Raw genomic sequence first — 12,665 nt, 5'->3', positions numbered from 1 at the left:
AGGAATTGAGAAGCTTTTACACTTTAAGAGAATAGTTTTCTAGTTATTCCCTTTTTTATAATCTTCTAAAAATTTAGCTAAACCACTATCCGTTAAAGGATGTTTTAATAAGCCTTTTATAGACGATAAAGGGCCAGTCATCACATCACTTCCCAATTTAGCACAATCAATAACATGCATGGTATGACGCACTGATGCGGCTAAAATTTGAGTTTCAAATCCGTAGTTATCATAAATTTGTCTTATTTCAGCAATTAGGTTTAAACCATCCGTTGAGATATCATCTAATCTTCCAATAAATGGAGACACATAAGTAGCTCCTGCTTTTGCCGCTAAAAGTGCTTGTCCAGCAGAAAAAACCAAGGTTACGTTAGTCTTAATTCCTTTATCTGAAAAATATTTACAAGCCTTAATTCCATCAGCAATTATTGGTAATTTCACAACAATTTGCGGGTGTAATCCTGCGAGCATTTCGCCTTCATCTACCATTCCTTCAAAATCTGTTGAAATCACTTCTGCGCTAACATCACCATCCACTAAATCACAGATTTTTTGGTAATGTGCTAATATATTTTCTCCACCTGTAATACCTTCTTTTGCCATTAAAGAGGGGTTTGTTGTTACGCCATCTAAAACTCCTAAAGCTTGAGCTTCTGCAATATCATCAAGGTTTGCTGTATCTATAAAAAATTTCATTTGTTTGTTTTTATTGTTTTTTATTAGTCAAATGTAATTCGCATATATTCATTTTCAATTAATATGAAAAATCTTGTTATGCTCATTTCATATATTTATTTTTTTAGTACATGACAAAAATATAAAAGTGTCACATTGAGCGCAGTCGGAATGCTTTTGAATACGATATTTCCAATGTCTTCGACTGCGCTCAGATTGACATCCGATATATTATCAATTTTTGTCATGTACTCAGATTTATTTTATTAAAACGTTTGCATTTAAATATTCCATTACATTTTGGCATACTTGTTCTCCAGTAAAACCAAATTTTTCATCTAATACACTCGCTGGTGCTGAGTAACCAAAATGATCAACTCCAAAAACTTTACCGTTATCTCCAACAAGGCCTTCTAAATTTACGGGTAATCCAGCTGTTAAACCAAATAATGGCTTGTTTTTTGGAATCACACTTTCTTGATAAGATTTAGATTGCAATCTGAACAATCCTTCAGAAATTATCGAAGCGATATTTACTTTCAATCCTTGTCTTTCTTCAAGTAATTGAGCTGCGTCAATCAACGTTGAAACTTCCGATCCGTTAGCAACTAAAACAACATCAGGGTTTTCAATTTCTTTTACTAAGTACCCTCCTTTTTGAGCAGCTAAGGCCTCTTGATATCTTGATTCACCTTGTGCAGGAATATCTTTAATCCCTTGTCTTGATAAAATTAAACCAGATGGTGTATCCGTGTTTTCTAAAGCCATTTTCCAAGCGACGCTTGTTTCTGCAGAATCTGCAGGACGCATCGCTAAGAAACTATTTTTACCGCTATGGTTCTTCAATTTTTCTAATAAGCGTATTTGTGCCTCTTGCTCAATTGGTTGGTGTGTTGGTCCATCTTCACCTACTCTAAAAGCATCGTGAGTCCAAACATATTTTACACCCAATTCTTGAATACCACTTAAACGAATAGCTGGTTTCATATAATCTGAAAACACAAAGAATGTTGCTACAACAGGAATAATTCCACCATGTAATGCGATACCATTTGCAATACATGACATGGTTAATTCTGCTACACCGGCTTGTAAGAACGAACCGCTAAAATCGCCCTTTTTAAGCGCCTGTGTTTTCTTTAAGAAACCATCTGTTTTATCACTGTTAGATAAATCGGCAGAAGACACAATCATGTTTTCTACATTTTCTGCTAAATATGCCAATACATTTGATGATGCCACTCTGGTAGCTAAACCAGCTTTATGTTCGATAGATTCAAAATCTAATTCAGGAAGTTTTCCTGATAAGAAGAAATCCAATTTATGAGCAAGTGCTTCATTATCTTTTTTCCAAGCATTAATTTCTGATTTCTTTTCAGCGGCTTGTGCCGTTTTCTTTTCTAATAAGTCTTTATAGAAAGCATTTACATCGCCATAAATATCAAACGGAGATTCTGGATTAGCGCCTAAATTCAATAACGTCTTTTCGTAATCTGCTCCGGTTGCTCCAATAGGTTGACCATGTAATTCGCAGTACCCTTCAAACATGCTTCCATCTGCTGTTACTGCACCTTTACCCATTATGGTTTTTCCAACAATAAGGGTTGGTCTTTCAGTTTCATTATTAGCATCAGTTAATGCTTGTCTAATTTCATCATGATTATGTGCATCAATGGTAACTACTTTCCAGCCCCATGCTTCATACTTCATGGCTGTATTTTCACTTGTTACCTCATCGGTTGAAGTTGATAATTGTATATCGTTAGAATCGAAGAACATAATAAAATTACTTAATCCTAAATGACCTGCAATTCTACCAGCACCTTGAGAGATTTCCTCTTGAATACCTCCATCAGAAATAAAACCATAAATTTTATGATTCATCCAATCTCCAAATCTTGCTTGTAAAAACTTTGCTGCAATAGCAGCTCCCACACCCATAGTATGACCTTGCCCTAATGGACCAGATGTGTTTTCTATGCCTCGGGCAACATCAACTTCTGGATGTCCCGGAGTGATTGAACCCCATTGTCTGAAATTGGCAACATCATCTTTAGCATAGTTTCCTAAAAGATAATACTGAGCGTACATTAAAGTAGATAAATGACCCGCATCCATATAGAAACGATCTCTAAATGGCCAAGTCATATCTGAAGGATCATAATTAAAAAATTCTGAATATAGAATGTGCATAAAATCTGCACCTCCCATAGGACCTCCTGGGTGTCCTGAATTTGCTTTTTCTACCATAGCTACAGCTAATGCTCTAATATTATCTGCTGCTTGTTGATCAATTTGTTTGTTCATTTTTTTAATTATGATTTATATTTAATGGCTTTAAAACGTCCTATTTAAAAGAAAAAAAATCTTCCAAAAAATACATTTTTTGCAAATATATAATCTTTAAGTTGTTAGGGATTAAGAAATGCCAAAATAATTTAATAACACCTGTTAACATCTCTTGATAAAGGCCGTTTATCGAATGATAAATAGTACAAATAAAAAAGCCAACTCATATAAGTCGGCTTTTCCTTTACAGTGCGGGCGGGGAGACTCGAACTCCCACACCGCGAGGCACTAGATCCTAAGTCTAGCGTTTTGAATCTATTTAAATCCAAATTGTTTGATTTTTAATTATTTACATAATTTTTAATTTCATTTGATATCATCTAATATCAATTGATTTCAGTATTTGTTGTACCTATGTTGTACCTAAAAAAAAGAAGGTCTATTCTAAATCACCCACTTATCGTTGTATACATAAGCGAATTCAATATGACTTATAATTCTGAAAAATAAAAATACGCTAGATGTGCAATCTAGTAAATCAATTAAAAGATGATATTTTGACAATCAATATTAACATATGAAACTCCGGTTCTGTCGTATTAATTCCTTCTTTTTCAAATATGCTTACTTTTGAAATTAAAAAAATCTGCTCGATGCACAAACACCACCAATACCCTACTATTACAATAAACAAGCTGCCTATTTCAAACTGAGATTCACTCTAAACTAGAGAGATGTTAGCTATTAGAGGTGATAAAGTGGATTATTCTACCATTCAAAGATGGGTCTTTAAGTTATCTAAACAGAATGAGTACAATATGAATCAGCTTAAAAAGCAAGTAACTATTAGTTGGAGATTAGATGAAATTTATATTAATGTCTCTTGTAAAGACAGGTTCTTATATATAGAGCTGTTGACAAACAAGGAAATACTATAGACTTCCTACTAACCAAAAGAAGAATGAAAGGTTCTGCTCAGAAGTTCTTGAATAAAGCTATTAGAAACAATGGTAAACCTAGAATCCTAAATACAGATAAAAGAGGTACTAATATTATACGAGCTAAATACTTGAACAATATTATAATGCAAGACCATAGGAGTATTAAAAAAAGAATAACAATTTCAACAGGGTTTAAAGAATTTGAGGCAGCACAAAGAACATTAGCAGGCATAGAAGTAATAAATATGATTTGAAAGGTCAAATATTGAAACCTAAATCTTCTACGTTCAAAACTTTCTGTGCGCTAGCTTCTTGAAATCTGATACTCTTTTAAAAATACGGCTCTTCCTAATTAATGCGACAGAACCAATATATATGACTTGCATATCATTATTAAGTAAGTTCAGTTCTTGTTATTACCTAAAAATAGACTCAAATATTACAGATGCGACAAAACCTTTATTAAGGTGAAGTATGAATAAGTTTAGTTATTATATCGAGTCTGCTCAACCAGACAGAAATAGAAACATAAAACCTCGAAGCTAAATTTTGTGCTTCGAGGTTTTTAATTAAAATAGGTTTAGTAATATCTAATTATTCTGGAAAATTCATTTTGCTCATAATCTCTACAAATCTTTTATCCTTTCTAATTGGGTCATACCAATGTTCTATTTGCATAAAAATAAGGAACCAAGATTTTTCTTCATAAGCTTGCTCTAATAATTTAAGAGCTACTTCATTTTCACCTAAACCTAGGTGAATAAATGAGCGTTGACAAGGGGGTAAATAACGATCTTTAGCAGCCTTGGTATAATAATCTGTCATTTTTTTTGCTAATTCTATTTCTCCTGCCTGCGCTAAGGCATGTCCTAAACCACCCCCCACTTCGACAGTTCCATCAGATAACTCAAAGCCCTTGATGTATGTTTTTATAGCATCATCATGTTCGTTTAATCCATTATATGCCATTCCTAACCAATCATAAGCCCAAGGTGTTTCGGGGTTAGCCTCAATATCTTTAAACATTAATGGTTTCATTTTTTCAAATTGCTGTAGAAAATAGTAGATAGAACTTCTTGCAATTAAATAGTCGTTATTTTTATCCATAGACACAACAATATCAGACTGAGCAACACCTTCATCTATTCGATTCATTGCCATTAAATAAAGCGTGTACCAATGGCGCACACCTATATCTTCCGGGTTTGCTTCAATAGATTTTACAAATAATTCTTCGGTGTTCTTCCAATCTCTATTTAAGAAACTTATTAAGCCAGCAATTTTTAATACGCCGGCGTTAGTTGGGTTTAATTGACTTGCTTTTTGATATGCTTCATTTACATGAGGCATGGTTTGGGCATTAGATAGGTAACCAAATGCATGCAGAATAATATAGGTTTCTGCGAGTCCAACATAGGCGTCAACATTGGTTGGATTTTCAGCAATCTCTTTATTTGAAAGCGCTATGCCTTTAGCAAATTTATTTTTATGCTTCGTACCTAAAGAGGCTAAAATCTCCTTATTTATAAGGGTTTCTTTAGCTTCCTTTTTTTTATTAGGCTTATTCTGGCAAGCAACTAGTAAAATGACCGTTAATAAAAGTGTGATTTTTGATTTCATTATTTTTCCAGGTTTGTTCTGTTTCTTCTAATGTTTTTCCTTTTGTTTCTGGAATCAATTTATAAGTAAAGATTAATAAAATGATAGCGCTTACCATAAATAACCAGAATGTATACCAGTTGAAAATCTATTAAAGGCGGCATGCCTATCATCCAATAACAGCCCCATTGTTGCAAGTCCTCTTTAAATTTATTTCCAATTACTTACACGAATAAAATAGGGTCTATAATTATCTGCATTTGACAATATATCAGAAAAATTAAAACTATTTGTATTATACGATATCAATAAATCGCCATTTTCACTAAATTGAGGATGCACAAAAGAATTGTATGTAAAGATATTTGCAACAGTTTCAGGCGTACAGTAAATAGTGCGTTGATTATCCCAAGGACCTTCTGGATTTGGGGATTCCCAAAGATAAATTTCACAGCCAAAAATAAAATCATGGGTTACCATATAATACATATCATCTTCTTTAAATACAGCAAACTGCTCTGAAACATCACTAACAATTCCTTGAGCTTTAGAAATATCAGGAACCCATTCAGTTCCATTAAAGTACTCCCACACATTTCTTAAGTCACCATTAGCTGCTCTCGCGATATTGGATTGTTTCCCAAGTGGTTGAGTTCTCTCTGCTCCATAAATATAAATATAATCTGAATCTTCCACAACGCAAGAGCCAAAAGCAATATTAGGTTCTGTAAATAGTCGCTCTTTAGAGATGAGTTCAATTTCAGGTAGTTTGAATAAGGCAAGATCAATTGCTGCATATTCAAAGCCAAACGAGCCTCCTCCAGTAGATCTAAAAGCCGGTAGTATAACTTGCAGAGTATCATTATAAATAGTGCCATCTGTAGGCCAATACCACCAACCTGGTTCGTCTGGCGATACAAAATTAGAACCATTTGGTTTAACTAAAGTTGTAAGATCTTCTCCATCTTGAACCACAAAGGTATTACGCGCAAATTGCCAACCAGGCGGTCTTACCCTGTCTGGATTAACTGTTCCTAAAAAGGTGTCTCCAAAAAGCCATAAGGTTCTGCCATCAGGAAGGAGAATAGAATACGCAGCATCTCCTCCAGTCCAACCATCACCATAACGTGTAAATAAATTTATAAATTCATTATCTCTAGAAATAGATAAACTATTTGTAGGCGTATTTGTAGTTGTATCATTAGAACCATTGCTTGCATTAACAGAATCATCTGTACTACAGCTGAACAAAAATAACACACACACTAAAAAACCATAAATTCTATATCTCATCACTTTCTTTTTATTTCATATACATTATTCTTTTATTACCCATTCTAAAAACCGTGGGCGATATAAATTTGGATGATTCAAAATATCAGTCCAAAAGTTAAATGAATTCACATTATAACTAATTAACAAGGTGTTAGGTGATGATAGATGAGGATAGGCTTTTGCATTATAGGTAAAATAGTCTTTATGCCTCTTAAATTCTGACGTTTGATAAACAAGCTGTTTTTCATTAAACGGGCCAACGAGTGATTCACCTATTTGGACAACTACATCAGAGCTCATCGTCTTATCTTGATATGTAAGTATTATTTTCCCATTGGATAATGGTGATACACTCATCTCATTAGAAACGTCATCTGCTATATAAGTTGCGTTTTTCATGTCTTCTACCCAGTTACTTCCATTCCAGAAACGCCATTTATCAAATGTGATGAAATCTTCTGATGAAACTCTAGCAACCAACAGCCCTTTTAACTCTTTTTGGTTGGAAACAGCATAGCTATAAATGTAACCATCAGGATGAGGTGCTCCTGCTGTTTTTGTGTTCACAAATATTGCACTGCCGAATGAGGTTTGTGTTTCTGCATTAAAAAATGGTGTTTCTAATTGTTTGTGATTCAAATAGGGCGGTTTGCTCCCTTTTGGTATCATTAAAAGGTTTACACCTATCTGTTGAAAATTAAATCCACCAATACCTGTAGTGTCCTTCTCTTGTACAGGATAAGCAAAAATATACAAGTTATCATCACCCTCTGCATTAACAAAACCATCTCCAAGCCAATAATAATCTTTAGGTTTTGAGTTAGGTGTATTGGGTTTAAAAAGCTCCATAGCCTCTCCATTTTCATCTTTTATCCAATGGAATTTTATCTTTTTTACAATTGGATGCCTACCTTTTAAGACACCAACTGAATTATTAATCATTTTAAAATCTTTTTTTAAAAGCGTGTCTCCATTATGATGACCAATCATAGTATCTCCAAAGGTAAACAAGGTAATAGTGCTATCTGTGGCAGGAACAAATTCTTTGCCATCCATAGGAATGCCAAATATGCCGTCACCACCAAACCATCCTTCCTTTTTTATAAAAAGTTGATTCCATTGATTTGATACTACTGCAAAATCTAGTTCCTTTTTGATTTCTTCTTGACTACCTTCTTTTCCCTTCTTTTTGCCTTGACAACTTGTAATTGTAGATACGACAAAAAACAAAGCGAAAAAAAAAAGATATGGTTTAATTTTTTTTAGAAAAAATGATTTGTGATTAAATGATTTCATATAATGTTTCTTTACTATTCGTATTTTACTCTAATAAATCTAGGATGATATATAGAAGCGTCTTTTTTGATATCTTCCCAAAAATTCAATGTAATCGTGTTATAACTAATCAATAACTCACCTGGTTTAGATAAATGGTAATGCGCCTTGGCATTGTAAGGAAAAAGTCCTTTTTCTTTGTATTCTGGACAGATATAGACTTCATTGATATCTCCAAATGGACCAAAAGGGCTTTCACCAATGCGTATTCCAATTTTTTCAGATAGTCCGAGTACGGTAAAAGTAAGTAAATATCTTCCATCTTCGGTTGGGCTAATGCTAAGTTCGTTAGAAACTGAATTCGTAATAATGGCTACGTTTTCCTTATCCTTCACCCAATTTTGTCCATCCCAAAAACGCCATTTATCAAAATTTTCGATATCTTTAGGAAGCACCCTTCCAGCAATCAACGATTTTTGACGTTCCATAATACCATAGATATACACATACCCATCAGGATTTGGTGCACTAGCAGCTTTGGTATTTACAAAAATTCCGCTTCCAAAATATACACGTCCTTCAGTAGGGTGGACAAACCCTAAACCGGTTGCTATCTGCGAATAGTTTTTAATGCCTTCTTTGGTTGGGTTTTCCGCCTTTAAAAGCGCTACATCGGTTTGCTCAAAATCAAAGACATTAGGTCCCGTTTTATGTACGTGATAGGCAAATAGATAAAGGGCATTATTTTTTTCGTGATTGATAAAACCATCTCCTAACCAAAAATATTCATTGAGTTTTGCATTACTATTGGTAGGCATAAAATAAGAGGAAGGTTTACCAGATTTGTCTGTATTATATTCAAACGTAATGGCAGATTTTAAAGGTTCATTATCGTTCATCCAAGCTGTAGTATTGTTAACCATAATGTTTCCTGGTTGTGGCACATTATCTATAACTTCACCAACATAGGTGTCACTAAAAATAAATAGTGTTTTTTTATCTTTAACACCTTGTTCTTCTCTGCCATCTAGTGGTATAGAGAAGATACCATCCGCAGCAAACCAACCTGAAGTGCGTTCCATTAAAGCCGTCCATTCTGGTGCAGCTTCTGCCGTAAACTTGAGCGTTTTTTCAACTGTAGGAGCTTCTTTTTTTTGAGTTGTATTTTGACAATTGAAAAAACTTGCATAAAAAAGTAGTAAAAGAACATTTTTAAAAAGCACCTTGTTTTTTCTTTGAAAATAGTTGCCAATTATATTTTTAAAACGCGTATGGGTCATAACTATATTTATTTTTTGTAGTACTAAGTTCAAAATCATCAGTTCTAAACGGAAAAGCGGGAAGCCCTTCTGTGTTGACTAAATCTAATTTTCCGGGATTATCTGACCATGCATAACGGACATATTCGGGATTTTGGATATCCTTGTGATATACTTTTATTTTGTTTTTTGCAATAATTCTGGCTTTTGCCCACTTAAAAATCCCATCACTTCCAGCAATTGCAAAACCTCTTAAATAACCGTACTTATCTAAACTTTTTAATTCACTTCCATAGGTTTCAAATTCGATAGTAATACGCTTTCCAGATTTAATACTGCTTTTATAACTTGGTCCTTTTGTCAACTCCCCTTTATAAACATAATGTTTGGCCAATAAAGACAAACGCCTACCTACTTCTTTTTTGTTATAGGGGTGAATGTCATTTGCACTACCAATGTCTATAGCTGTTACCATATCAACATTTTCTAGTTGAGTGACTTTCATTTGAGATTCGCGTAACTCTGCCCATTTACTATCTTTAGGTTGTTCGTCTTCTTGTTTATAATTTGCTAATTGCACAATAAAAAACGGCATTTTTGAACTGTTCCACTTTTCTCGCCAATCTTGAATCAGAGCCTTTAATAAAGCACCGTATTCTACGGCTCTTGTTTCATTGGCTTCCCCTTGATACCAAAGCACTCCAGTAATTGGTATTTTATGAAGAGGTGCAATACTAGCATTGTAGAGTAGCATAGGGTGCGAAAACGGACTGCCATTAGAAACTACTGGTTTTGGAAATTTTTTAGGGTCAATACTTACGCCTTTTTTATATTTCCAAGTACCATTAAGTAAAGGATTACCCCAAAAAGGATTGGTATAAATACCTCCTTTTCCTCCTATATCAAAAACCCTAACAGTTAAAATATTATTCTTCTGACGAAGAATTTCTTTTGAAACGGTATAATTCCGAAAATTACTTTTCCCAAAAGATTCACCAATTTTCACGCCATTTACCCATGCAATATCATAATCATCTATTTGATTAAGAACTATTTTTAAATCCTGATCCAATTGGGCTGGATCCAGATTGAATGTTCTTTTAAACCACATACTTCCGTCGTGGGATGCATATCCAAAATCATCCCAAAAAGCAGGCAAGGTGCATTCCTTCCAGTTTGAGTAATCATAATCCGCTTTGTGCCATTCTTCTTCAATTCCTGGGCCTTTGAGATAATGTTTTTTGTCCCATTTTTTTCTGAATACTTTTAACCCAGCATCTAATTCTTCGTAGCTCTTATTAATTGTAGTAATCTTTTGAACAACTTCATTAAACTGTGGAAATATTTTTAAGGCATCCATACTCATCCAGGTTTCAATAGCTGTGGCTCCCAAGTTACTACTAATAAGGCCTATAGGAACATCTTGCTCATCTGATAAGTATTTACCAAAAAAATACCCTAAAGCACTGAAATTTCTAGCAGTTTCTTTAGAGATTTCTTGCCAAATGGCATTAGACACTTCATTTCTTGGTAGGTAATCTGTATCTACCCATACAGAACATAAGCGAAGGTTACTGGCGTTATAATTATCATCTGGCGTTTCTTCATAACCCAACATATTAAGTGTGTATTGCATGTTAGACTGACCAGCACATAGCCACAAATCACCCACTAAAATATTATCCAATTCCAACTTTTCGTCATTTTCACCTGTAATTAAAAGTGTATAAGGACCTCCTGCCTTGATTGGGTCAATTTTTACACGCCATTCACCAACTTTATTGCTCTCAATAGTATATTGTTGTTTTCCTATAGAAATAATGAGAGTGGTTTTGGGCGAAGCCTTACCAGATATTGGTATAATTTTGTTCCTTGGCAAAATCATATTAGAAGAAAAAATAGGAGGTAACTCTATTTGCCCCAAAAGTATACTTGGAACAAAAAGAAAAACCACCCATATCACTTTAAAAAAAACTTTCATTTGAACAATAATTTTATTTTTTCCAACTCATTTCTATTTCTTCTAGAGTCTTTCCTTTGGTTTCAGGAATAATTTTATAAGTAAACACCAAAAGAAAAATAGCATTTATCATAAATAGCCAAAAGGTATAAGACGGTCCTAAGTCATTTAATAAAACAGGTGTAAATTGAGAAATTAGCATCGCTCCAATCCAAAGTACCATAACACATAGTGACATAGCAATCCCTCTTGTTTTTGTTGGGAATATTTCTGATATCATCACCCATGGGATAGGACCCAAAGAGGACGCGAAACACGCTACAAAACCTAAAATAAAAATAAGAAGCCACGGTCCTGTAAGAGAATTGAACTGATATAGCATTCCAATAGCAAATAAGCAGATTATCATTCCTGAGACTCCCCATAACAAAAGCTTCTTTCTCCCAGCTTTATCAATATATTTTATGGCCACAAACGTGAATATGGCATTGATGGCTCCTATCAATACGGTTTGTATCAATGCTGAATCTACTCCAAAGCCTGCTGATTTTAATATTTCAGGGGCATAATACATTATGGCATTGATACCTGTGATTTGTGAAAACAACGCTAGTACAACCCCAACTATAATAGCTGTTCTGTATCCTTTTTTAAATAAATCACCTATTCTCCCTTTTTCTTGTCCTAGAGCTTTTTTTATTTCATTATGGATTTCTAGAGCTTTTTCTTTTGTATTTATTTGCTCTAGAATTTCTAAAGAAGCAGAATCTTTACCTTTTTTGGCAAGCCAACGTGGGCTTTCAGGAACAAAAAATAAAGCTATCATAAAAATGAATGCGGGTAGTGTCTCGGATCCTAACATATAACGCCAACCATATTCAATACCCCATAATTCATCACCAGCTTGAGCAACCAAATAATTACAGAAGTAAACAATAGTAATTCCAAGAACTATACCCAATTGGTACAATGACACTAAAGCTCCTCTTTTATCGGCTGGAGCCATTTCAGAAATATATAGAGGTGAAAGCATTGAAGCGCCTCCAACTCCAACGCCTCCAATAATTCTTGCTATTACTAAAAAAGTAAAATCAGGAGCAATTAGACAACCAATTGCCGAAATAGCAAATAATATGGCAGTAATGATGAGTGCTTTCTTTCTGCCAATTTTATCGGCAATATAACCAGCTACAAGTGCTCCAAATATACAGCCTACAATAGCACTCGAAACTGCCCACCCTTTTAAAGATGGTGTCAATGAAAATTTAGTTTCCATAAAACCGATAGCTCCAGAAATTACTGCTGTATCGTAACCAAATAAAAAACCACCCAATGCCCCAATAGCGGCCATTTTAAATAAAGTTTTTTTTGTTTGTTTGTCCATAATAATAT

General features: G+C 34.1%; 10 protein-coding genes. 2 read left to right on the top strand and 8 right to left on the bottom strand.

What is annotated here, in order from left to right; translation table 11 throughout:
• Positions 1–39: 39 nt before the first annotated feature.
• Positions 40–696: a fructose-6-phosphate aldolase gene (gene fsa, locus AAC024_RS01990; RefSeq protein WP_339893501.1), complete on the bottom strand. Its 657-nt coding sequence runs from the start codon at positions 694–696 to the stop codon at positions 40–42.
• A gap of 237 nt (positions 697–933) precedes the next feature.
• Positions 934–2,982 carry a transketolase gene (locus tag AAC024_RS01985; protein ID WP_339893500.1) on the bottom strand — a complete coding sequence of 683 codons (2,049 nt, stop codon included), beginning with the start codon at positions 2,980–2,982 and terminating at the stop codon, positions 934–936.
• Positions 2,983–3,698: 716 nt separating this feature from the next.
• Between AAC024_RS01985 and AAC024_RS01980 the strand changes: the two genes are divergently transcribed.
• Positions 3,699–3,902 carry a hypothetical protein gene (locus AAC024_RS01980; RefSeq protein WP_339893499.1) on the top strand — a complete coding sequence of 68 codons (204 nt, stop codon included), beginning with the start codon at positions 3,699–3,701 and terminating at the stop codon, positions 3,900–3,902.
• Between the two features lie 23 nt (positions 3,903–3,925).
• Positions 3,926–4,159, top strand: coding sequence for a DDE-type integrase/transposase/recombinase (locus tag AAC024_RS01975; protein WP_339893498.1), 234 nt, complete (start codon positions 3,926–3,928; stop codon positions 4,157–4,159).
• Between the two features lie 340 nt (positions 4,160–4,499).
• Here the strand turns inward: AAC024_RS01975 and AAC024_RS01970 are convergent, their stop codons facing one another.
• The 6 genes from AAC024_RS01970 to AAC024_RS01945 all read right to left on the bottom strand — a co-directional run bounded on the left by AAC024_RS01970 (position 4,500) and on the right by AAC024_RS01945 (position 12,657).
• Complete coding sequence (locus AAC024_RS01970; RefSeq protein ID WP_339893497.1) at positions 4,500–5,525, bottom strand: hypothetical protein; 1,026 nt, start codon at positions 5,523–5,525, stop codon at positions 4,500–4,502.
• 189 nt (positions 5,526–5,714) lie between these two features.
• Positions 5,715–6,797 (bottom strand): DUF5005 domain-containing protein, encoded by a 1,083-nt coding sequence (locus tag AAC024_RS01965; RefSeq protein ID WP_339893496.1) that lies wholly within the window; start codon positions 6,795–6,797, stop codon positions 5,715–5,717.
• Between the two features lie 24 nt (positions 6,798–6,821).
• A complete protein-coding gene (locus AAC024_RS01960) occupies positions 6,822–8,075 on the bottom strand; it encodes a DUF4185 domain-containing protein (protein ID WP_339893495.1) in 1,254 nt (417 codons plus the stop codon).
• A gap of 14 nt (positions 8,076–8,089) precedes the next feature.
• A complete protein-coding gene (locus AAC024_RS01955) occupies positions 8,090–9,334 on the bottom strand; it encodes a DUF4185 domain-containing protein (protein ID WP_339893494.1) in 1,245 nt (414 codons plus the stop codon).
• Entirely contained in the window at positions 9,315–11,294 is a 1,980-nt protein-coding gene (locus tag AAC024_RS01950) for a sialate O-acetylesterase (protein WP_339893493.1), read from the bottom strand. The genes AAC024_RS01955 and AAC024_RS01950 overlap by 20 nt, the downstream gene beginning before the upstream one ends.
• A gap of 13 nt (positions 11,295–11,307) precedes the next feature.
• Complete coding sequence (locus AAC024_RS01945; protein WP_339893492.1) at positions 11,308–12,657, bottom strand: sugar porter family MFS transporter; 1,350 nt, start codon at positions 12,655–12,657, stop codon at positions 11,308–11,310.
• Positions 12,658–12,665: the final 8 nt, after the last annotated feature.

This window comes from uncultured Algibacter sp. (assembly GCF_963976535.1).
Classification (GTDB): Bacteria; Bacteroidota; Bacteroidia; order Flavobacteriales; family Flavobacteriaceae; genus Algibacter_B.
Note: the sequence above shows the minus strand (reverse complement) of the source record. Positions and strands in the feature narration are given on the sequence as shown.

Bases quoted from the DNA above. Each gene is read 5' to 3' on its own strand.
- fsa (WP_339893501.1), bottom strand. From the start codon at position 696: ATGAAATTTTTTATAGATACAGCAAACCTTGATGATATTGCAGAAGCT.
- AAC024_RS01985 (WP_339893500.1), bottom strand. From the start codon at position 2,982: ATGAACAAACAAATTGATCAACAAGCAGCAGATAATATTAGAGCATTA.
- AAC024_RS01980 (WP_339893499.1), top strand. From the start codon at position 3,699: ATGTTAGCTATTAGAGGTGATAAAGTGGATTATTCTACCATTCAAAGA.
- AAC024_RS01975 (WP_339893498.1), top strand. From the start codon at position 3,926: ATGAAAGGTTCTGCTCAGAAGTTCTTGAATAAAGCTATTAGAAACAAT.
- AAC024_RS01970 (WP_339893497.1), bottom strand. From the start codon at position 5,525: ATGAAATCAAAAATCACACTTTTATTAACGGTCATTTTACTAGTTGCT.
- AAC024_RS01965 (WP_339893496.1), bottom strand. From the start codon at position 6,797: ATGAGATATAGAATTTATGGTTTTTTAGTGTGTGTGTTATTTTTGTTC.
- AAC024_RS01960 (WP_339893495.1), bottom strand. From the start codon at position 8,075: ATGAAATCATTTAATCACAAATCATTTTTTCTAAAAAAAATTAAACCA.
- AAC024_RS01955 (WP_339893494.1), bottom strand. From the start codon at position 9,334: ATGACCCATACGCGTTTTAAAAATATAATTGGCAACTATTTTCAAAGA.
- AAC024_RS01950 (WP_339893493.1), bottom strand. From the start codon at position 11,294: ATGAAAGTTTTTTTTAAAGTGATATGGGTGGTTTTTCTTTTTGTTCCA.
- AAC024_RS01945 (WP_339893492.1), bottom strand. From the start codon at position 12,657: ATGGACAAACAAACAAAAAAAACTTTATTTAAAATGGCCGCTATTGGG.